The 23,819-nt window shown below is 36.4% G+C and carries 19 protein-coding genes; 7 read left to right on the top strand and 12 right to left on the bottom strand.

The features are described 5' to 3' along the window. Position 1 precedes the first annotated feature (1 nt). Genes era through IPM48_13370 form a run of 6 tightly spaced genes read left to right on the top strand, consistent with a single transcriptional unit; the run spans position 2 to position 6,898 of the window. A complete protein-coding gene (gene era / locus IPM48_13345) occupies positions 2–895 on the top strand; it encodes a GTPase Era (GenBank protein ID MBK9272571.1) in 894 nt (297 codons plus the stop codon). Then, positions 892–2,193 carry a ribosome biogenesis GTPase Der gene (gene der, locus IPM48_13350; protein ID MBK9272572.1) on the top strand — a complete coding sequence of 434 codons (1,302 nt, stop codon included), beginning with the start codon at positions 892–894 and terminating at the stop codon, positions 2,191–2,193. The genes era and der overlap by 4 nt, the downstream gene beginning before the upstream one ends. Further along, positions 2,194–2,742, top strand: a complete 549-nt coding sequence (gene rfbC / locus IPM48_13355) for a dTDP-4-dehydrorhamnose 3,5-epimerase (protein ID MBK9272573.1) — start codon at positions 2,194–2,196, stop codon at positions 2,740–2,742. Continuing rightward, positions 2,735–3,607, top strand: coding sequence for a dTDP-4-dehydrorhamnose reductase (rfbD, locus tag IPM48_13360; GenBank protein MBK9272574.1), 873 nt, complete (start codon positions 2,735–2,737; stop codon positions 3,605–3,607). The genes rfbC and rfbD overlap by 8 nt, the downstream gene beginning before the upstream one ends. Continuing rightward, the gene (locus tag IPM48_13365) at positions 3,604–6,303 is read left to right on the top strand and encodes a gliding motility-associated C-terminal domain-containing protein (GenBank protein MBK9272575.1); all 2,700 of its coding nucleotides are present in this window, start codon (positions 3,604–3,606) and stop codon (positions 6,301–6,303) included. The genes rfbD and IPM48_13365 overlap by 4 nt, the downstream gene beginning before the upstream one ends. Before the next feature lies 1 nt (position 6,304). Next, entirely contained in the window at positions 6,305–6,898 is a 594-nt protein-coding gene (locus IPM48_13370) for a riboflavin synthase (protein ID MBK9272576.1), read from the top strand. Between the two features lie 58 nt (positions 6,899–6,956). On the opposite strand, the gene IPM48_13375 is transcribed toward IPM48_13370, so the two are convergent. After that, positions 6,957–9,344 carry a choice-of-anchor B family protein gene (locus tag IPM48_13375; GenBank protein MBK9272577.1) on the bottom strand — a complete coding sequence of 796 codons (2,388 nt, stop codon included), beginning with the start codon at positions 9,342–9,344 and terminating at the stop codon, positions 6,957–6,959. Positions 9,345–9,458: 114 nt separating this feature from the next. On the opposite strand from IPM48_13375, the gene IPM48_13380 reads away from it, so the two are divergent. Then, positions 9,459–10,244 (top strand): enoyl-CoA hydratase/isomerase family protein, encoded by a 786-nt coding sequence (locus tag IPM48_13380; GenBank protein ID MBK9272578.1) that lies wholly within the window; start codon positions 9,459–9,461, stop codon positions 10,242–10,244. A gap of 49 nt (positions 10,245–10,293) precedes the next feature. Here the strand turns inward: IPM48_13380 and IPM48_13385 are convergent, their stop codons facing one another. The 11 genes from IPM48_13385 to IPM48_13435 form a co-directional block, all read right to left on the bottom strand. Beyond that, complete coding sequence (locus IPM48_13385) at positions 10,294–10,620, bottom strand: hypothetical protein (GenBank protein MBK9272579.1); 327 nt, start codon at positions 10,618–10,620, stop codon at positions 10,294–10,296. A 44-nt stretch (positions 10,621–10,664) separates the two neighbouring features. Continuing rightward, entirely contained in the window at positions 10,665–10,880 is a 216-nt protein-coding gene (locus IPM48_13390; protein MBK9272580.1) for an AtpZ/AtpI family protein, read from the bottom strand. A 19-nt stretch (positions 10,881–10,899) separates the two neighbouring features. Beyond that, positions 10,900–11,334 carry a polymer-forming cytoskeletal protein gene (locus IPM48_13395; protein MBK9272581.1) on the bottom strand — a complete coding sequence of 145 codons (435 nt, stop codon included), beginning with the start codon at positions 11,332–11,334 and terminating at the stop codon, positions 10,900–10,902. Between the two features lie 135 nt (positions 11,335–11,469). Then, positions 11,470–12,564: a PorP/SprF family type IX secretion system membrane protein gene (locus tag IPM48_13400; protein ID MBK9272582.1), complete on the bottom strand. Its 1,095-nt coding sequence runs from the start codon at positions 12,562–12,564 to the stop codon at positions 11,470–11,472. Positions 12,565–12,667: 103 nt separating this feature from the next. Beyond that, on the bottom strand, positions 12,668–13,747 hold the full coding sequence (locus IPM48_13405; GenBank protein ID MBK9272583.1) for a trypsin-like peptidase domain-containing protein: 1,080 nt from the start codon (positions 13,745–13,747) through the stop codon (positions 12,668–12,670). After that, positions 13,744–15,066: a hypothetical protein gene (locus tag IPM48_13410; GenBank protein MBK9272584.1), complete on the bottom strand. Its 1,323-nt coding sequence runs from the start codon at positions 15,064–15,066 to the stop codon at positions 13,744–13,746. Before IPM48_13410 ends, IPM48_13405 begins: the two co-directional genes overlap by 4 nt. A gap of 105 nt (positions 15,067–15,171) precedes the next feature. Continuing rightward, positions 15,172–16,179, bottom strand: a complete 1,008-nt coding sequence (locus IPM48_13415; protein MBK9272585.1) for a hypothetical protein — start codon at positions 16,177–16,179, stop codon at positions 15,172–15,174. A gap of 20 nt (positions 16,180–16,199) precedes the next feature. Then, positions 16,200–16,733 carry a hypothetical protein gene (locus IPM48_13420; GenBank protein MBK9272586.1) on the bottom strand — a complete coding sequence of 178 codons (534 nt, stop codon included), beginning with the start codon at positions 16,731–16,733 and terminating at the stop codon, positions 16,200–16,202. 258 nt (positions 16,734–16,991) lie between these two features. Further along, complete coding sequence (locus IPM48_13425; protein MBK9272587.1) at positions 16,992–19,412, bottom strand: TonB-dependent receptor; 2,421 nt, start codon at positions 19,410–19,412, stop codon at positions 16,992–16,994. Between the two features lie 163 nt (positions 19,413–19,575). Next, positions 19,576–22,875 (bottom strand): PD40 domain-containing protein, encoded by a 3,300-nt coding sequence (locus tag IPM48_13430; GenBank protein ID MBK9272588.1) that lies wholly within the window; start codon positions 22,873–22,875, stop codon positions 19,576–19,578. Between the two features lie 93 nt (positions 22,876–22,968). Beyond that, entirely contained in the window at positions 22,969–23,775 is an 807-nt protein-coding gene (locus IPM48_13435) for a LexA family transcriptional regulator (protein MBK9272589.1), read from the bottom strand. Positions 23,776–23,819: the final 44 nt, after the last annotated feature.

Consider the following 23,819-nt stretch of genomic DNA (forward strand, 5'->3'; position numbering starts at 1 on the left):
GATGCCACAATCCGGTTTTGTAAGTATTATTGGTTTACCTAATAGTGGCAAATCCACGCTTGTGAATGCTTTAAGCGAAGGAAAACTAAGTATTGTTTCTCCTAAACCTCAAACAACACGTCAAAGAGTCTTTTCAATTGTCACAAAACAGGATATGCAGATTATATATTCTGATACCCCTGGCTGGATTCTTGATGCCAAATATCCGCTGCATCAATTGATGAATGAACGTGTATTTGAATCATTTACGGACGCTGATCTAATACTATTGTTGATCGATGGACCGGTTGGATTGGATGATTTTACCAAAATTCACAATCTTACCAAAAAAATTAACCATTTGGCTAAATTAGTGGTTATTAACAAAATGGATCTGATGTCTCCCTCCCAAATTGAACATTTGGTTTCAGGAATTAATAAAATGGAATCAAGTCTGCCTGTTTTCGTTTTATCTGCAAAAACAGGCACAGGGCTCAATGATCTAAGATCAAAAATCGAGGAAATGATACCAGAACATCCATTCTATTTTCCCGAAGACATAATCAGTGATAAACCCATCAGATTTTTTATTTCGGAACTGATCAGAGAACAAATTATGTACCAATACAAAGATGAAATTCCTTATTCAATCTTCGTAGAAGTCACTAGCTGTAAAGGGGTTGATGAATCTTTACCCCTCGCAAAAATAGAGGCAACCATTCATGTAGCAAAGGAAAGTCAGGTATCCATCTTGCTTGGAAAAGCAGGCTCAAAAATAAAAGCACTTGGCATAGGTGCCAGAATTGAAATTGAGAAATTTCTTGGACAAAAGGTCTATTTGGGTTTAAGTGTTAAATTAAAAAAAGACTGGCGCAACAATCCAGACTTTATCGAAAAATCAGGTATCTTAAGATGAGATTTACAGCAGCTATTGTAGGCAGACCAAATGTAGGCAAATCCACTCTATTTAATAGGTTGGTGGGCAAGAGAAAATCCATTGTAGACAATTTTAGCGGCGTTACAAGAGATCGGATTTACGATCAGGCTGATTGGAATGGTAAATCATTTTTTGTCGTCGATACCGGAGGATTTGTTGCTCATTCAGATGATATTTTCGAGAAGCAAATTAGAAGGCAAGTTGAAATCGCCATCGAAGAATCAAGTGTTATACTTTACATGGTAGATGTAACCACAGGAATTACAGATCTTGATGAAATGGTGGTCAAGATGCTGAGAAAGGTAAAAAAGAAAAAAATTCTAATCGTAAATAAGGTAGACAACCATGAAAGATTGATGCTTGCTCAGGAATTTTGGAAACTTGGGTTTGACAATATGTTTTGCATTTCGTCTATTACAGGCAGTGGCACAGGTGAACTATTGGATGAAATTGCCAAAATGGTACCAGATGAAGAACTAACGATGCCAAACATTCCAAAATTTGCAATTATAGGTCAACCCAATGTTGGTAAATCTTCTTTAATTAATGTTTTTCTGGGCGATGAGCGTCATGTTGTAACAGAAATAGCCGGCACTACCAGAGATCCTGTCCATTCCGAATACAATAAATTTGGAAAAAACTTTATGTTGATTGATACTGCTGGTGTTAGAAAAAAAGCCAAGGTACATGAAGATCTTGAGTTTTATTCTGTCATCAGGGCCATTCGTTCTATTGAAGAAGCCGATGTATGTTTTTTAGTGATTGATGCCACCATGGGTATTGAATCCCAAGATATGGAATTGGTATCACATGTCATAAAGAAAAACAAAGGATTGGTTATATTAATCAATAAATGGGATTTAGTGCAAAAAGAAACGAATTCGGCAAGAGATTTTGAAAAAAATATCAAAGCAAAATTGGCTCCGTTCACCGATGTACCCATTTTATTCATATCAGCTTTGGAAAAGCAAAGGGTTTTTCAGGCGATTGAAAAAGGGCTTGAAGTATATGAAAACAGAAGTAGAAAAATCAAAACTTCGGAATTAAATGATAAAATGCTGGAAGCCATTGCAAAAATACCCCCGCCTTCATACCGGAATCACCTTATAAAAATTAAATACATGACCCAAATTGATAAGGAATATCCTGTGTTTGCATTTTTTGCCAATTATCCCGACCAAATAAAAGCTAGTTATAAACAGTTTTTAGAAAACCAATTGCGCAGCTTGTTTAATTTTAATGGAGTTCCTGTTCGATTAATTTTTAAAGAAAAATAAATGCAATTTGAAAATACTTTTATTGATGGATTAGTGGTCCTAACGCCAAAAGTTTTTCATGATGATCGAGGTAGTTTTTTTGAAAGTTATCATTACAATTTTTTAAATAAACATTTCAAAGATTTGAATTTCGTGCAAGACAATGAGGCTTCATCCAAATATGGAGTTGTAAGAGGTCTTCATTTCCAGCTTAATCCATATGCCCAAACGAAATTGGTAAGGGTTCCATATGGAAAGATTCTGGATGTTGCTGTTGATCTCAGAAAAGACAGTCAAACCTATGGAAAGTATTTCAGTCTAGAACTTAGTGATGACAATAAGAAACAATTATTAATACCGAAGGGATTTGCCCATGGCTATTCTGTATTATCTGAAAAAGCCATCGTTCATTACAAATGCGATGAGTTCTATCATCCAGAATGCGAAGGAGGTATTCATCCTTTAGATGTATCTTTAAATATTGATTGGAAAATCAAGAAAAACGAGATGATCATTTCGCAAAAGGATTTGAATCTTTCCAGCTTTAAAACCTTTTTATCAAATGCGTAAAATTCTGGTAACAGGTGCCAGCGGACAATTAGGACAAGAATTAAATGTCCTACAATCTCCCTTAAACTATACTTTTTATAAAAGACAAGATTGGCCCATTGAAGATTACGCAAAAACAGACCGGATTCTTTCAAAAGAACAACCTGCACTTTTGATCAATCTTGCAGCTTATACAAAAGTGGATCTGGCTGAAGAAGACCAAAAAAATTGTTTTAATATCAATAGGGATGCTGCCGCAAATTTGGCACTCAAATGTCTAGAGTATGGTACTCAATTCATCCATTTGTCAAGTGACTATGTTTTTCATAAATCGTCAGGTCCACCTTCAAAACCAGATTCCCCAAAAAATCCGGAAGGGGTTTATGCTAAATCCAAGTCAGAAGCAGAAGATCTCATCCTACAATACAATCCAGATTCTATTATCATCAGAAGTAGCTGGATCTACTCCACATTTGGCCACAACTTTGTGAAGACCATGTTAAGAGTGTCCCAAACAAAAAATACAATCAGAGTTGTCAACGATCAAGTTGGTTCTCCTACCTATGGTTCTGATTTGGCTCATTTTTTGGATCATATTTCTCAACTTTTCCTTCAACATCAAATCTGGCACCAAGGGATTCACCATTATTCGAATCATGGTCAGATAAGTTGGTATGACTTTGCTTTAAAAATATTTGAGTTGGCCAACATAGAAATCGAAGTAGTACCGATTTCTTCAGAATCTTTAGGTGCAAAAGCTCCCAGACCAAATTACAGTGTTTTAGATTGTTCTCAAACAGAAACTATTTTTAAAATAAAAATACCATACTGGCAAGAAAGCTTAAAAATATGTTTAAAAAAACTTTTGGAAAATAGTGCTGTATGAAATTGAATTTCCTTTTACTGTTTTTCATACTAATATTTATCCCTTTCTCTACTTTCGCCACGCACAATCGGGCCGGAGAAATAACTTATCGTCAAACAGGTGATTTAAGTGTGATTGCTACACTCATCACCTACACTAAAACGGAAAGCGCCTCAGCTGACAGAGACACTATTACCATATTCTGGGGAGATGGAACGAGTACTAATGTTAAAAGATCAAATGGAAACGGAACAGAACTCGCAAATAGTGTTAAAAAAAACATTTACATTGCAGCACACACCTACCCAGGAAGAGGAACATACAATATTAGTATGATTGATCCTAACAGAATTGCAGATATTCTTAATGTAGATCCACCCAATAGTATAAATATTCCATTTTTTATACAAAGCACGGTTACATTATTTAATACAACGTTCCAAGGAATAAATAACTCACCGATTTTGCTAAATGATCCGATAGGTATAGCCTGTCTTGGCCAAGTCTTCATTCATAATCCCTCTGCTTATGACATTGATGGTGATAGTCTTGGCTTCTCAATAACTACTCCTTTTATGGATTTCAACACTCCTGTTCCCAATTATTTACTTCCAAATTTAATCAATCCAGGACCCAACAATTTACTTAATTTGGACAGCAGGACTGGTACATTAATCTGGCAATCACCCCAAAGAGCCGGAGAATACAATATAGCAATAGAGATTTCAGAATACAGACGTGGCATAAAAATTGGTTCTGTAATAAGGGATATGCAAATTCTGGTTCTTGAAAATTGCAAAAACAATTCACCACCAACCATTGCTGGAATAAAAGATACCTGTGTCATTGCAGGCGCATTGCTTGATTTAAATTACATTATAGATGATATAAATAAGGGATCTAGGGGAGGAAGAGTAAAAATAGAAACTGGAGGGGGAGCCATGCAGGTTAAAAATCCAGCCATAGCCACATTTGAAAAAAATTATCAAAACCCGATTCAAGTATTAAATATTAAATGGCAGACAGCTTGTGAACATGTTCAGAATGAATATTATTCCATTTTTATTCAAGTCACGGATGATTATTATGATACAACAGGCCTTAGCACTATTTTAACTCTGCGTATAAAAGTCACTGCACCACCACCTACTAACCTGATTGGTTTGGCAGGAAATAATGAAATCGAACTATTTTGGGATGAACCCTATGACTGCGATAGCATAAGTAGTGAATTGCGAGGATTCTCGGTTTGGAGGTCAGAAAAAAGTCAAATAATTACTCAAGATATTTGCGAACCTGGGCTTGAAAAAAGTGCTTATGAAAGAATTGCATACCTTACCTATCAAAGTAAGGATAATCGATTGTACTTCAAAGACAGCTCGGTCCAAAAAGGTGTATCATATTGTTATCGAGTGCAAGCGGAATTCAGCAAATTAAGCCCTTCAGGTTTTCCATTTAATTTTTCGCCGTCATTGGCTTCAAATGAAACTTGCACCTATCTTTCTGATGACAAACCCGTCCTTTTAAATGTAGACGTGATTAAGACTGACACCGGAAATGGGCAAATCATGATTAAATGGGCAAAACCAGATTTTGAAAAGTTTGATACCGCTCAACATAATCCACCTTATCAAATCAACATAAGAAGAAGTTCAGACAAGACAAATTGGTCTGACATTCAAAATGTACAGATAAATTCATTGCTTGAGTTTATCGATACAGTGAAAGTTGACAGCCATTTAAATACACTAAATATTTCATACTATTATCAGGTTGAAATTATGTCAATTGACGGATACAAAGCAGCATCCAGCATAGCGCAATCCGTTTTTATTCTACCCTCCATTCAAAACATTAGCATTCAATTGACATGGAATGAGATCACTCCATGGAATAATTATTTATACCGTATTTTTAGAAAGTCAATTCTTTCTCCAAATTACGAGGAAATCGGAACCATGGCTCAAAAATTATTTATAGACTTCAATGTACTATTTGGAGAAACATATTGTTATTACGTCCTATCTGAGGGCGAGTATGCAAATTTGGCTTTTACAAAGCCCTTACTGAATCATTCTCAGGAAATTTGCATTCTTATGCAAGACACTTCTGCACCTTGTTGTCCAAAACTTTTAGTCGAAGGCCCATGTGGGTCCGACCAATCTTCCCAGCGAAATTATAACATTCTCAGGTGGAATAATCCAAATATATCCTGCGAATCGCAAGATGTGTCCGGGTACCGAATCTATGTGGAAAGAGCCGATGGAAATACTGAACTCCTCATTGAAATCAATGACCCAAGTACCATTGTCTATCAGCATGATTTTACTTTAAATGAACCAATCTGTTATATCATAAAATCTATTGACACCACTGGATTAGAATGTTTACTTTCTGAGAAAATGTGTGTTGAATATTGCCCGGAATACATATTGCCAAATACTTTTACACCTGACAATGATGGCGCAAATGACCTCTTTAAACCCATTAAAAACCAATTTATTCAAAAAGTAGAGTTTTCAGTAATTAACCGTTGGGGGCAAAGTGTTTTTAGTACGAACCATCCCTCCATTTTATGGGACGGAACAGACCATGATGGTAAAAAATTGAGTGATGGTGTATATTACTACCAATGTAAAATAGTTCCTTATCCAAATCAATTGGGAATCGGGGAACAAGTGTTGACAGGTTTTATTGAATTAATTACCAGAAAATAAGATGTTTACAGGTATTATAAAGGAAATGGGCAGAATCGTTGACTTGATTTCATTCGGCACAAATCTTGAAATTACCATCCAATCCCAAACCAGCAAGGATTTAAAAGTTGATGAGAGCATAAGTCATGAAGGAATATGTTTAACTGTTGTATTTCAAGAAAAAGAATTTCATAAAATCACTGCGGTCAATGAGACTATCCTCAAGACAAATATTTCAAATTGGAGAAAAGGACAAATGATAAATCTCGAAAGAGCCTTAAGTCTAAATGATTTGCTAGGTGGCCATTTGGTCCAGGGACATGTTGATGAAGTTTTGACTTGCATTGATGTCAAAGATCTAAATGGCAGTTGGCTTTATAAATTTCAATATCCAGTCGAGAGTTCGAAACTGATTATTCCAAAAGGTTCTATTTGTATAAATGGTGTAAGTCTTACCATTTCAAAATTAACTGATCAATATTTTGAAGTATCAGTCATACCATATACTCATCAACACACCAGCTTCCAATTCATCCAACCAGGAGATCTTGTAAACATTGAGTATGATATCATCGGTAAATACATTCAGAAAAATACTGAAATTTTAAAAAATTAAGTTCCTTTTCAGCAAACAAATCTGAATCAGCAACGACCATCAAATATATTTAAATCATCTATTGCTTTACAATCCTAATTGGCTTGGATATAGCAGATGAAGTCTGTATGTTTATTTGATACACCCCGGGCAACAAGTCTTTACCAACTTCAATCAATCCTTCAGCTGAAGTCAATCTCTGCTGGGACATAAAAACACCGTCCACAGAGCTAACAATCAATCTAGATTGATTAAAATCCCCTTTTATTTCATAAGACAGATGGGTGGTATTGGAAAATAACGAAGGATTTGCCTTGATCAAAATATTGGATGAATTATCCACCACAGAATTTGGTTGAGTCTCCACGATTAAGAAACCGTCAAATCCTGCTTCAACAAGATGTCCGGGATTATCATCTGATGTTTCGACGATTAAATACATGCTATCCGTTAGTGCCAATAAAGACGCTAAATCTATATTTTCTGTTCTTTTCCATCCATTTTGGGAGCTTAAAATTTCAGTAATCACCACCGTTTCTCTTCCATTTGTAATACGAACAGTCATTTTGTCATTCGGATTACCTGAACCTCCGTCATTTACAAACCATGTAGAGTATTTTAAGAATGGTTTTTTATATTTTGACAAATCTATCACGGGGCTGGATAGCACTACATTCCCATTGTCCACATCATCATCTCCTGCTGCACCGCCATTGTTGCCTGTGATATAACATTCCTTTCCAAAATCATCCGTAATGTCGCTTCCAGGATTAACTACCAATGTCCTGAGCAAGGTTTCAACCGGAATTCCCCTAACCCAAAATCCTGATGTAGCTGTTCCCTTGGTCGTCCAATTTTGATCAAAAATAAAATCGTCCTGATATCCTCTATTTAAATATACAGTGATGGGTCCTGATGCATTTTCTGAATCATATTGAACATATTGATGCAAATAGCCCCACTTTCCAACAAATAAATCAAATAAAACATTATCTTGAAAAACATTGAGCGTCACTTCTCCGGATGAATCAGTAACACCCTTTGCTTCTCTGTTGCTATTGATTAACAATACTTGGGCATCTTCAATGAGTTGATCAGTAAATAGATCTTTCACGATTATCTTCTGGTTGATCAAAAGATTCTTAGGTCGCAAAATCACATTTTTCAGGTTTACCTCACCGCTGGTTAATTCAACCGAAATGGTTTTTGGGAAATAGTCTGGGTGTGAATAGGTAACCAAATAGGTTCCAGCACTGGCATAACCCGTTTTATAATCTCCTCTTTGATCGGTGGACTTTTCATTCTTCCGCGCTGCGTTAATAATTACTGAAACATCTCTGATAGCCAAGCCAGTAATGCTATCTGTCACTCTTCCTTCCAGATAGCATGCGCGCACATAGTTGGGTTTTATTACAAATAATCCTCTTTGAATATCAGATGCTATAATTGTGCCACTTGGTAAAAATGGGCTTACGCCCCAACATCCATTGAAGCCACCATGAGCGCCAAACCAGGTGTCCAAACTTCCAACCTCTACAATATTTTCTGGTCTGTGTACATCTGTGATTTTTATTCCATCGGTGTAATAAGCTGTAATTAAATATCCATTCAAATATCTTGTATTGTGTGGAATTACTCCTTTTCCTTCCGTATCTTTTGGTCTCCAACGGTCCAATAGTTTGATATCGCTAAGGTCACTGATGTCATAGGATGCAACATAGGCATCTGCTCTTTCGTCTGTTGCAAAAACATATCGCCCGTCATCTGAAGGCCAGGCATTGTGGGTAAAGCTAAATGGAGTTCTGACCACACCAATTTCAATTGGGTTAGCCGGATTCTTGATATCCCAAAAACTCAAAACACCATCCAAAATGTCAGAAGACCAGATGGTATCATTTCGCCCAAAATTATCATGACAATAGCGCTTGGTTTGTGCACCAATAAATTGTGGATTTTCTGGTGTCTTTGTTATATCAAATATCAATGTTCCTCTCCAACCTCCGCAACCGTTGAGATACAATCTGCCTTTGTCATCTACAAATACTGTGTGACACTTATCCAACTCTTCTGTAATGCCATTCGCAGTAATTGTTGAGCGCCAAAATTTGCCTGTAATATTTAAAGGCGCTGCTTTCATATTTATAATAATTAAGCCGTCTGATCTGCTATCCGTAACTGCGTAGATATAGTCTCCGTAGAAAAATACTTCTCTCCAGATGGTTTGAACCCCTGAGATTCGAAACCTTTCAATGGGATTTTTGGGGTCCTCCAAACTAAAAATTATGACAGCAGTTTGACTTCCAAACACCGCATATTCAATACCTGCTTTATCAACATAGTGCCATATCCCAGATCCACCTTCAGGTACAGGTACATTGGACAATATCTCCATATTGAAATCACCATCCTGGGCAAACAAAATTGGTGATGAAAAGAAAATGACAATAAAAAATGTAAAAAGTTTCATGATAGATTTTAAATAACACGCAAAGTTAAGAAAATCCCATTCTCAATAAGAAATCTTAATTGTCTCAGCTTCATTACCATTTCTTTTTGATCTTTGCGCCCAAAATGTAGGGTTATGGAAGTTTTAAAAAATCTTGAAAATGGGATCGTCATTTTAACTGTGAATCGTGAGTCTGCTCTTAATGCACTGAATAAGAACGTCATGGCTATGTTGGACGAATATTTGTCAGAGATTGAAGCAGATCAAAATAAATATAAGGGAGTCATCATTACTGGCTCTGGTCAAAAGGCCTTTGTTGCTGGTGCAGACATCACTGAATTTGTTGGACTCAATTCCAATGAAGGCAAGATGTTATCGATTTTAGGGCAAAATTTATTCAGTAGGATTGAAAAATTATCCATTCCAGTTATTGCTGTTGTGAATGGATTCGCGCTTGGAGGAGGTTGCGAACTGGCAATGGCCTGTCATATGAGAATTGCGTCCAATACTGCAAAATTTGGTCAACCGGAAGTTAATCTTGGTTTGATACCAGGTTATGCTGGTACACAAAGACTTGTGCGCTATGTTGGAAAAGCAAAGGCAATCGAACTAATTCTAACCGGAGAAATGGTCAACGCTCAAGAGGCTTACCAATTAGGCTTAGTCAATCACTTGGTTGAACCTGGCCAGGAAATGCTAAAAGCCATTGAGATCATTGAAAAAATTTCAAAGAAGGGTCCAAAAGCCATATCTGCTGCGCTTCAAAGTATTTTAGCGTATTATGAATTTGAAGGTAAGGGAGCAGGTATAGAGTCTGAATTATTCGGTGAATTAATTGCAGGCAGCGAGGCGAAAGAAGGTATTGCAGCTTTTTTGGAAAAAAGAAAACCGGAATTTAGCAGGCAAAACAAACCCGATTAAGCCTTTATTTCATTCCAAATTTTCACATTTCTTTTGTCAATCCTATCTATCAATTTCTCTTGCTTATTAAAATGAGGTAATAAGTCTCATGGATGGTGAAAATAATATAAAATATCAACAAAGGGCTAATCAAAGCCCGCTTATCCAATGCATATTTTACAACCCCAAGAACAATGAAAAATACAAACAACATCATCTTGCCAAAAACCATCGCCATAAAAAATCGGGTAAAATGATAAGGGTTATTGCTTTTTTTTAAATAATTGCTGATTTCAAACAACAAGAAATCAATTGTCGATAAAAAAATCAAACCTGTGAGCAAAAAAAATGTCAGGTTGTTGTCCTTTGGATTTTTGTAAGAAATCCAGACAACCATCAAAAAAATGATTAAAAATAACCCAAAATAATAGTGCTTTCGAATCATTCTTCTCCTTTCCTTAGATTATAATAAAGCCATACCATAATCATCAAAAAAGAAAGGGTTACAAAAGAAATTGTCCAATATGGTTTAATACAAGCATATTTTTTATCCATGAATTGTCCTGCATAAGCTGCAATGGCCAAAAAAACAAATATCTGAATGGCCATGCCACTATACCTCATGTAAGCATGCGCTGAAGAGCTCTTTTTTACCATAATAAATGCCAATGAAATATTACCTGAGATTTTCTTCTGCCCTGGGATGCAATGGTACTTGTCTGGTAGCCATTTGAGAAGACATTTTACTCACAACATTAAATTTTGCTCCAGGATTAACGGATAACTTATCGGTATTGATCTCTCCCTCTACCATTGCAGTCTCTTTAACATGCAGTAAGTCTTCAATTTGGATAGTCCCTTTAAATGTGCCTTCAATGACAGCGTTTTGGGCTTTTATTTCTCCTTCAATCTGGCCTTTGGGGCCAATAATCACTTTACCTTTACAAACCAAAGTGCCTCTAAGTGTTCCATCCACTCTGATATCTGATTCTGCTTGTATGGTTCCTTCTACCAATGTGCCAATAACAAGGCTGTTTAAAGCCCCCTGGGATGGTGCGCTGGCAGATAATTTTGAAGAATCCTTATCGGATGGTTTGTTCGATCCAAACATGTGGTTTACTGTTTTGTGAGCTTAAAATTACAAAAAATGAGACAAATTAAGATCTATGCAGTTTCAAAAAAAATAAAGAAGGCGCTCCAAAATCCGAAGCGCCTTAAATATTCTTAATGTATTAATATCTATTTTTCAAAAGTTTGGACAGTAAATGCCCCTTCTTTCCGGTCCGCAAATATTATAAATGAAGGACAATTCAAAACTGTTATTTGCAGCACTCGCCTGTCTTAAGCCAGAAGTATTGATATCATAACTAATTCCTATACCAAACTTGTTGTAATCAAATCTGGTGGAAAGGATTAAAGCATCCATCAACAATCCATTTTTATAAGTACCCGGATTCTGCCCTGCAGGAGGTGTTTCTGTTCTTTCGGAATTCGCCAATCTGGCCCAAAGTCCAAGCTGAAATGACTGTTCATCATATTTGGACTTACTCATATTGAATCGAAAACTGGTACCACCATTAAGTTGCCAATGTGGACCCTGGAAAAAACTAACTATCCCTGGCACCAAGCTGGTTTGTCTATTCATGGCAAATACCCCACCTCCATGTACAGTTAATTTAGGGTACAATGGCGCTGGTGTGTAATTATTAACTGGTAAATCCAGAATGTTGTTTTGCAAAGGTTCATTCAAGTGACTATAAGCCAATCCAAAATAATAATTATTCCTTTTATCCAGAACTGAAAACCACAGCAAGCCAACTGATAAATCAGCAAATAGAAATCCGGGGTCTAAAACGGATGGATCTCCTGGTAAGCCGGGATCGGGTCCATTTGTAGTGATCTGACTGCCCCATATTGCGTTGTGAAATTTGACCGACCGGGAATTCAAGCTTGCATCGGCACCAAATACTAAATAGTGAGCGGAAGTTCTTGATCCTGCCATTCTTTTACTGTAAGAACCCGACATTTTAAACTGAATGGTGGAAAAATCCAAAGCACCTGCTTTATCTCCCCAAAAGGTTCCCCCAAATCCAAAATAATCATATCTTCCAACAGGAATTTTTTGATCGAATGACATATTAAACGTATTGAATGCATTGGCTTTCAATACTGGAGCCCACTGATTCCGGTAATTTGCCACAAACCTCATTTTACAATTCATTACTCCAGTCATCGCAGGATTTAAATTGAGCGGAGACATATAAAACTGAGAGAAATGAATGTCTTGGGAGAATGCACCAATAGGCAATAATACCAATAACAATCTCAAAAAATTACGCATAACTACTGTTTTACCAAAGGTTAAATATACGGCCATTTCACCGACTCGATTGTCGCTTTTTTGCATTTCAAATCATATTTTATTTTAACTAATATATAACTATTTAATTTTTAATAATTAAAGCGCCAAATTCTTTCTGAAGTTCGTCGTCGTATCTATCTGCCGCTATTAACATGTTTTTTAAGTTGGCGCCCAATACTTCTTCTTCTAAAAATTGATCAAACATGACAAGGGATAATATGATGTCATTGCCCCTTACTCCTAAACAAAGACCCTCCAAAAGATCATTTTGCTGCAATAGATAATAATATATTTTTTTAATGTTTTCTTTTGGCAAAACGGCCAAAAAAGAGTCTGCCTCTATCATACCTGATTCTTCATGATAACTTAAAATTATATTGGCCGATCCATGGTCGAATTCCCAATTAAAAGGCCCCCTTCTGGTCAAACGAATATCATAACCCAATTTGGCCAGCGCTGTTTCGAGTACCTTTTTGGTGCCTTTAGGCTCATAAGGTTTAATGTCAGAAAGCATATTAATAGAGGCGCCACAATGTGGACAATACTTTTTTTCAGGATTAGGTTCGAAAACAATATTGTTACAAGATGGACAACGCACACCTGAAGTGCCATTTCCTTTCTTAAATTCATTAATACTATCCGCCAAATACTGGCTTGGCAGTGAAAACCCAATATTCTGTCCATTTCGGATAATAAAAGTATTCACGCCGATGACTCGTCCGTTATAATCTACCAAAGGTCCCCCACTGTTTCCCGGATTAAGTGCAGCGTCATGCTGGATGTACCGGATATCACCTTGCATGTGATTCACATTGCTGATAATTCCCTGGGTGGCCGTATATTTTAAACCAAAGGGATGGCCCACAGCCAGGATTGTGTCGCCTTCGCGAACTTTGTTTGAGTCTCCCAATCTCACTATCATTAAAGGACTCTCTTCTGGCAATTTGATAAAAGCCAAATCAAATCTGGTGTCAGCATATACCACCGGGCAAACCATGCGCTTTATTCCCTTTGCCTCAATGACAACCTCCTTGTTACCTCTGACCACATGCTCGTTTGTTACTATAATATCATCATCAGCAAGATAGAATCCCGTTCCAACTGAGAATGGTGTAGCAATTTGAATGACCGCACCTTTATATCGATCGATAATTTCTCTCATTTAAGATTTAAATTTAGGGTACTGACAAATCTTAAAAGACTTACACAAAAATCAATTCTTGAATTAAAAATTACAGAAATTTCCGAAGGCAATTCTGGATATTTGACACGATGCTTTTCAAGAATTTTACGAATTTTAGATTTAAGTTTTGTCTCAGACTTTGGAAAAGATGCGTCGTCTATTAATTCCGGACTTGGGATGCCAAGTAAATTAAAATATTCGGAATCATTGCACTGGAAATAAAAGTGCATTAACTCGTTGACAGGCTCAGGCAAAGAAAAATTGAACAACACATACCCTCCAATATAGTGGCATATCGCCAAACAAACCTCAGGATAACCCTGTTCTCTGTACCATTCCAATGGATTCATTTCGGAAGAAATAAATTCTGAAATAATCGCAAATGGAACTACCGATTTAACACCAAAAGTATGGTGTACATAATACAACTCCTTTACCAATTTTTCCTTTCCTATACCAGAAAGTTCTTTAATAATCTCCTTTAAATTTTCAGTCCTATCTAAAACATCTGTCCCATTTTGACTAAAATAGTTCTGATGAGCTTTTTCAATATACTCCATGGACTTGCCTTCCGGACTTATGAGGTAGTCGATTTTATACAATGCGCTTAAATAAACATAAGTCAATGCACCGGGATATTTTTCAACATCCAGTTTTCCAAGAACAGAAGGATCCAGAGCATTGTCAATGATAGATTTAAAATAATTGAATTTTATAACCTTTATTTCATCCGTATATTCTGTAATGTGTGTGGTATTAATGGCTTTTAAATTCTCAAATTCCGATAACAACAAATCATCTTGTTTATCTGCTTTAATAGCTACCTCTCTCAATCCATAGAATAATCTATAAGGAGATGCTTCCTTTGTGTAACCATCAAACTTAATGCTTAAATAATTTTCAACATCAATACAATACCTGCTGTGCTGTAGTTCTAAACAATTTTCCAAGAGTTGTCTCATCAAACCAATGCTAAAATCTTGCCCAAAAGCTATTTGAGACTTTGCTGAAAAATGATCCTGATTCATCCACCCAGTGACCAGTCTTGAACCCTGTTCCAACTCAAACTCAATTTTATCATTAAGTTTTCTAATCCTAACATTGTCGATGTTTGGAATCATCAAATATCTTAAGAGACATTCAAAAGACTCCAAATAATTTTTAGATTCAAAATCAGACATCGCCTGATCCCATAATTGAATTTGTTCAGAAGTTTTTACTTCATCTGAAGCTCTACCAAACCTAATCCATTGATGATCAGAATTCTTTGACTTAAACAACTTATCCAGAATTCCCATGATGGTGCAAATGTATAAATTCTAACGGGATCAATTCAATGAATAAGCAAAGTAACAAGTATGTTGTATTCATCTAAAATCGATCAGAAATAGGATTTGATTTTCCTATTCTTTGAAAAAATCATCATAAGGATTTTTCGCACTTCCTGACGCCACTTCAATAGGAACTTTTTCTTTGAGAGTTAGAGGCTTATCATCAGCAACAATTGCATCTTTTTCCTTACCCAAAATTAAAGAAACCCCCTGAGTTTCCCACTTCTCCAACATCTTAAGTCCTGTCTCTTCAAAGACCCCATTTTGCAAATCAACCGATGCCATAAAGTTTTCGGAGAGCTCCATGAATTGTTCCATTTCACCTACTTTCATGCTTACATCATCTGCCATCGCCTCTAAAGCTTCATCAAAAAGCGCCCTTTGGTCCTTGTCACCCGAAATAACACTCATGGCAGACTTCATAGCAGAATAACTGGCATGAATAGCGGTGCGTTCTTGCTCTTTTAGTTTAACCTGATCTGAAATGTCCTCCGCCATAATTTTGGAAGCATCATACATTTTACTGAGGACCCTATACAGAATATCCATCTTCCGATACAAGTCATCCAGTTTAATATTGGATTCTTTGAGCCTACCTGCTTGTCTAGTCTTCAAAATCATCACAGATTCCTCCTTTGACTTCTGCGCATCAGCTGCCTGGGATAAACTGGAATGAATTTCTTTTGAATTATTGAACATTTGCTCCTTCAACAAATGCATTTGTGAGCGCAATCTTGAAATCTGTTTATTCATTTTTCCCAAATTGTCTCTCAAATCTGAAACGTAAGATTTCAAAATACTTATGGGATCGAGCTTTACGAATAAACCCGTAATGCTTCGCATCAATGATTTGTACATAAACCACACCAAGTTGCGGGCTTTGTGATCAAGAACAACATAAAGTAAAGCTCCCAACACAATTAACATACCTGAAAAATACAACGCATTAGAGGCCAGACCAATTAATACTGGTAAAGAATTATAGAGCAACATAAATAAACCAACAAATAAACCGGCCAATACCAATCCACCTGTGATTCCTTCCGGTCTATCCCAAAATATCTTACTGCCTGGTTTCATTTATTCATTTTTAACTACAACTAAGCCAAATATTTTTGCATTTTCTGAATATCCTCCTCAATTTGCTGAACTATTGTTTTGTATGCCTCTTGAAAGTCCACCTTATTAGATTCATACTTTTGTTTAAACGAATCAGCTTCCTCTGAAATCTTATTAATTCTCTTTTCTTTTTCAATTAAAACTTGTTGCAATCGCTGAATTTCAGCTTTAATATCTTGGGTTTCTTTTTCAAGTTGTCCAAGTTCGTTTTTCCTTCCTTGAATTTGCTGGTCCAAATATTTTTGAGCAGACTGACTGAATGCAATTTCTTCGGTATTAAGAATGGAGATATATTTTTTAGCAGAATCAATCAAAAATGAAGCCTTCACATTCATTGTCTGGGCGGTAATGAAGGCCGTCTTGTAGGCTGTTTCTTCATTCATCTGGTGCATTTCAGCAACTGACTTCACTGCACTTTTGAATTCAATATAATCGAAACCAGGAGTATTGCTTTTTTCTATAACCCCTGCAAGAATTTCATAAAATTTGAGCTTACCTTCATTGGTGGGTTTCAACTCCAATGAAATATTCTCTGTTGACTTTGTTTCTTTATGATTTGAGTTGGAATCTTCAGTTCCTTCTGTAGCATCTGGCACGATGAAGACCGATTTAATTTTCTTTAAAATTGTCATACCAAGACAAGGTATTATAAAAGTTTTAGCTTGAAGCAGTGAAGTTATGATAAATTTTTGAAAGGGAATATAATATCCAACCCAAAGATGCAATAAGAAAGCGCATCTAGATTATATAAATTTGATATTCTGATAGTTAGCTTATCTGCCTCCTGACATCCCTCCCCCAGCACCATCTCCATCGCCTTGCTTTAAGTCATCATTAAGACTACCTTTTCTCTTCTTTTTTGCAGGGGCACCAAATTCCATTTTACCAAATCGATATTCAACACTTGCTCTGATTCCCCATCCTTCTATACGATTTTCTGAAATAAAACTAAACTCAGGAGATACAAAACTGGCATTCATTTTCATCCATTTGTGGAATGGGTTATCCACCCCAAAACTGATTGCTCCCTTTTTCTTCCACATTTCTTTCCTGGCTCCGAGATTGTATACAAACCATGTAGCTTGTTTACCTTGTGTGGTCAATCTGGGAGCCTGATAAAATCCAAACAAAGTTATGCTCCAGGTGGGAGTGATATTCACGTTTGCAAAACCATTTATATTAAAATTGATCGCATCATTTCTTACTCCAACAAATCTTTCACTTTCTATCTTTTGATAAAATAGATTCATCGTAGAATTCAAAATGATCTTTCCCAATTTCATGATACCACCATTCACACTAACCCCTGTAGAATACCCTGTTGCAAGATTATTATAAGTGGCGTTTGTAACACCAAGTGAATCAACAAACCGATAATTGTCAATAAGATTATTGGTAGTCTTGTGGTAAATATTAACATTAAGAGAATTATAATTCTTTGAATATCCACCACTCAATTCAAACGATTCTGTTAATTCAGGTAGCAACTCAGGATTGCCATAGGAGATATTGGTTGGATCGTTAAAATTGACATATGGATTCAGGTAAAACATACCTGGTCTTTGAATCCTTCTGGTATATGAACCCTTTACACTGGTAGCGCTGTTGATTTTGTATGACAATAAACCATTGGGGATCCAAGTACCATAATTATTTTTAAAATCACTTCCCTCTTGGACAAGGCCTTCTATAAATGTATGTTCGTATCGGACACCAACCCTTCCAGACAAATTTTTGACAATTGGAAAGGTAATTTGTGTGTAAGCTGCTCCAACATTCTGGATGTATTCAAAAAAATTATCTCTGCGAAGGTCACGTTGAAATACCTGAGATTCCAAGTTGAAGGTATCATAAAAAATATCGCTGGTCACATTTCTTAATATTGTTTTGGCACCTGTTTCAAAATTAAAATCCTTTTTCAATGGGTGCAAATAATCTACCGCAACAATAATTTCTTTGTTGACACTTTGGTTGGGTCCCTCTTCCCTATAATTTAAAATATTATTGATATCATATTGATCTGCCAAATATCTGGATATCCTGTTATTGATACTATATTGAGCGGAAGTTGAAAATTCCTTATCGGAATCCTTATCGAAAGAATGTTTGTAATCAAGTGAAAAGTCAGCTCCCAGATTTCTATTCAAATTATCACTTTCTCGTCTAAAGCTAAAAGGCAAAACATTGGTGTTGATTCCCGAGCTGGTGGTTAAGTCCATTTGGTTTGCGAACAAGCCAATTGGAGTCCTCACTGAAAAGGTAAAATTATCTTTTTCGGTTAAGTCATAATCGAGTGCACCTTGAGCGAACATTCCACCCCCTAAATTGGAAGATCTACCTGTTTGAGTTAGGAATAAAGTATCTGGAAAAATTAAATTTTCACGGGTATTGTCAGTACGACCATTACCACGCCATAAATGTCCTCCCAAATTACCAGTTATCCCCAATTTTCCCATCCGAATTGAAACATTGCTTCCTAAAAAGTTGCTTCTTGTTCCTGCACTAGCATTGAATCCGCCGCTTACACCTTGAATTTTTTTCGACTTAGTCACAATATTGATAATTCCTGCTGTACCTTCGGCATCATATTTGGCGCCAGGTTGTGTGATTACCTCGACTTTCTGAATAACATCCGCAGGTATCATTTTCAAGGCATCTTTCACTGAAGCAGCCATAATTGAAGATGGTTTTCCATTGATAAACACCGTCACATTACTACTGCCCTGGAGGGAGACATTCCCTTCCATATCGACTGTAAGCAAGGGTGTTCTACGAAGAACGTCAGCTGCATTTCCACCCTGAGTTGTCACATCTCGTTCGGCATTATAAACTATTCGATCAATTTTATTCTCGACTAGTTCTTTCTGCCCTGTGATGGTTACCTCTTCCAGTACTTTTGACACAGGTGAAATCAAAATTTTTCCTAATTCATGTTCTGTTTGGTCTTTATTGATTTTAAAAACTCCAATAATTTTTGACTCATATCCAATAAATGAAATTGCTATTTCATACTTGGCATTTTTCAACTCTTTAAACTTAAAATTTCCTTTTTCATCAGTAAATGCACCATCTACTTCCTTATGCTCCAAAGCTTCTCTGAGCACCACAGTGGCAAACTCGACAGGCAGGTTGGTCAGAGAATCAATGACCATACCTGATATTTTACCTACGCCAATGACAGGTTTTGAGGGCATCCCAGTAAATTGAGAGTAACCAAAAAGTGGAAAAAGAAACAAGAAAAAGCAATATTTCATCCTAGACCAATTTTTTAAAATGGATGCAAAAATAAATAAGGTTATTAATCTAATTAAAAATGATCGACCAACGTTCCCCTTTTGAGGACTAAACTGGTTAGAATTACTTCTTCGGATATGGAGGAGGGTCGGTTTCTTTAAATTGCTTTCCCTTTAATTGATCTAGCATATATTGGATGGCAGCATCCAACTGTTGATCCTCTCCTGAGAATTGGAGATATGGATCATTGTCTACCACGATATCCGGATCAACTCCATGACCTTCAATTTGCCAATCTTTCCCATCTACATCATATCGGGCAAATTCCGGTCTGTTGAGAAATCCACCATCTACAATGGGCAAGGTGCCTCGGATACCGACCACCCCCCCCCAAGATCTCTTTCCAATCACAGGTCCTAATTTTGATTTTTTAAAGCGATATGCAAAAATATCACCGTCACTTGCAGAGTATTCATCGATCAATGCAACTTTGGGTCCTACTATCTGATCTGTTGGTTCAAAAACAGGCGCTGCGTTTCTTGCTCTCGTGATTTGGACAGGCTCTCTTCTAAGACGTTCGATGATATGTGGACTGACATTGCCTCCTCCATTGCCGCGGTCATCTAGAATGACTCCCTCTTTTGAAAGCTGAGCATAAAAGTACTTAACAAACTCATTCAATCCATCAGAACCCATATTTGGTATATGGATGTATCCTACCCTTCCATTGGTGGCTTTATTCACTTTATCAATATTATTTTGAACCCAGGAATAATACAATAAACTCTGCTCATCAGCGATAGGAACAACAGCTACAGAACGCGCATTTGAGCCATCAGCCTTGCTACTCAATTTCAAACTAACTTGTTGGTTGGCCTTACCTACCAAAAGACTAAAAATATTGGAAATATTCTTTAAGTCAAATCCATTGATCTCTGTAATAAACTCTCCTTCCTTGGCATCCACCCCAAGATCTGTCAAGGGAGATCGGACAGATTTATCCCAGTTCTGACTTTTATACAATTTAACAATTTTAAAATATCCGGAAGCATCTTTGACCAAATCTGCTCCAAGAAGACCCATTTGAATTCTTTCTGCTTTGACATAATCACCCCCACCAACATAAGCATGACCGCAATTTAGCTCTCCTATCAATTCTCCAATAATGTAAGTAAGATCAATCCGGTGATTGACATAAGGCAACAAACTTGCATATCGATCCCTCATCAATACCCAATCCACACCATGCATTTTTGGATCGTAGAAAAAATCCCTCATTTGTCTCCAACACTCATAATAAATTTGCTTCCATTCTTCCTTCTTGTCAAGATTTACTTTCATTTGGTCCAAATTCAAAGATTGATCCAAACTCAATTTTGAATTGGGCAAATCAACAATATAGTATTTTCCCTGAGAATGTAAAGCCATCTTTTTACGATCTGCACTAATTACTGCTCCATTGATTTTTTCAGCCAACTCTGTCTCCTTTTGGTTTTTTAAATCATAAACACAAAGTTTTGGGCTTTCCTTCAAGGACGATCTAAAGTAATATAGTTTATCGTCTACGCTCATTGGAGAAAAGTAATTTCCAGCATTCACAGGAATCTCAACGACACGGTCGAAAATTCCATCAAAATCAATTTGAATATTTTTAACCCCACTTGAAGATTTTAAAACAGAGTCTTTCACTGCTGCTAAACCAGTTTTACCGGATGGTGCTTCTTTTAATTTTGATTCACCCTCTTTCCTTTCATCCAATTCCTTTTCTTTTGTAATAGTTACTTCATCAGATTTAGGAGCGAATGGATTTTTAACAGATTTATTCAACGGAATCAAATATGGTTTAGCCATATCAAAATAGGCATGGTTCCATTCAAGATTGTTATATGAAGGGTTAAAAGTTCTTCTAGATATAAAATAGAGATATTTTCCATCTGAGCTAAACTCAGGTGAAAAAGAGTCAAACCAGGGTTCTGTAACAGTGTGCATTTTCTGATCCTCCAACGAATAAATATTCACCACAGTCTTACCTTTTCTTACTGGATTTGTAAAACAAACAAATCGACTATCCGGAGACCATGTATAATTTCTCAGTTCAAAAACATCAGATTGAAAAATTTGCTTTTCTTTTTTTTCTTTTACATTGATGATATACAAATTTTGATTTCTGTCACTATACATCAATTTTGATCCATCGGGTGACCACACCGGATCATACTTGTAATTTTTACTTTGAAATGTCAATTGTTCCATTTTTTCAGAACCATCTGATTTTTGTATGTAAACTTCATCTTCACCACTTCTGTCTGAAACAAATGCGATAAATTCTCCATTTGGAGACCAAGCAACAGACCTGTCATGGGCTCCTGATGATTGGGTTAAATTGCGGGTGGGACCATTTTTTGAAGGTACTGTAAAAATTTCACCTCTGGCAGAAAAAACCATTCGGTTTCCATCAGGTGAAATATCGAATGAATATATATTATCCTTTGCATTGATCCATTTGTTTCTACCCTCAGACATATCTTCTTTAATCTGGATATTCACTCTATCAAGCTTTTTTGTCTTCAGATCAAACAAATAAATATATCCCCCATTTTCGAAAACAATGGCCTTGTCTCCAAGTGAGGGAAACTTGATGTCAAACTCTTTAAAATCTGTTAACTTAATGGTTGATTTTGATTTTAAATCATACTCATATAAATTCATGCGACTGTCCCTGTCGGATAAAAAGTAAATCTTATCCCCGTGCCACATGGGGAAAATATCTTGGGCGTTGCTGTCCGTTATTTTTGCTGTTTGCTTAGATTCAAAATCAAACACCCAAATCTCGTCTGCCTGTCCGCCTCTGTACCTTTTCCAGGTTCTGAATTCTCTAAAGGTTCTATTAAATGCGAGTTTTTTCTTGTCTGGTGAAAAAGAACAAAATCCTCCATGTGGCAAGGGAAGTTTCTCTGGCATAGAACCATTGATATCTACCGTATAGAGTTGACCTTTCCAATCATTAAAATCTTTCCATCTTGACCTAAACACCACAGTTTGATGATCCTTCCAACCCATACAGATATTGTTTGGCCCCATTCTATCCGATACATCATCTCTTCCAAGTGTTGCTGAAAATGTAACTCTTGATGGGGTGCCTCCCTCGGATGGCATGGTATAAATCTCAGAATTTCCATCATATTGACCTGTAAAACTAATTTTGGATCCATCGGGTGAAAATCTGGGAAATATTTCCATTCCTTCATGGCTGGTTAGTCTTCTCGCCAGTCCACCCTCCGTAGAAACCAGATAAATATTACCCGAATAAGTAAAAGCTATTTTACCTGAATGGGTGGCCGGGAATCTCAGCAATCTTGCTTCCTGTGCCGTACAAATTATAGCAAGAAATAAAAATAGTAAAACAAAAGTTTTTCTGTACATACCGTTGATATCATTTAAATGCAAAAATACGAAAGTTTTCGTAGATAGGATGGTTTAAATTGAATTGTCTGCCCTTCTGGTTAGTTAATCTCTCTAGACTTTTTGAAGAATTTGTTCCAACAAATGAGTTTGTTTGGAAATAATGGATTTGAGTTGTTCATTAGAACTATTTTCAGAAATTGTCGGAAGATCAAGTTTTGTAGAGATTTTGGCACACACATGCCATATCTCTTTGATCTCTGGACCAGGTATTGAATAAGATCCAAAACCCACATTATCCGAATATAGCAATAATTTTTTTTCTGATCTCAATAGGTTAGAAACGCGCTTTACCAATACATCCTGCTGTGTTATAATGACATAAATTGGTCCGTTTTTTAATTGATTTTCCCAATAGAATGGGTGCAAATACCTGCAAATAATCAAATCGCCATGTTCAATCGTTGGGCTCATACTTTCGCCGGAAACTTCAAAAGAGCGCAGAGTTCCATCTGATGTAAACTTTAAATCAGGCAAACTATATTTCGGTAATTCATCTATAAACAGAGGATCCGAACCTAGCCCGGGATATCCGGCCTGAGCAGCTACAGGTACATGGACAATCGATTCTTTTCCCTTCCTGTCTGAAAATATGGTTAAAATTTTAAAATTTTGACTAGAGTCATATCCAAGAAACAATGGCCTAATACCCTGGAATAGAAAAGATGGGTTTACCTGAAAAATTTCGACAGCTTTCTGAATCAGTTCTACATTAACATCTCTTCTACCCTTCAATATCTCATGCATGGTTTGCGGAAGAACTTCCAAAGACAATGCAAATTGACGAGCACTTTTGACTAAATTTGTTTCCAATAGCTCGTGGTAACATTCTATAAAACGCTGAGAAACAACATGATTCATATAAACATATTATTTTACGCAATAATATGTAAAGATAGATAGAA

The organism is Saprospiraceae bacterium, from assembly GCA_016715965.1.
In the GTDB taxonomy this organism is placed as follows: Bacteria; Bacteroidota; Bacteroidia; order Chitinophagales; family Saprospiraceae; genus Vicinibacter.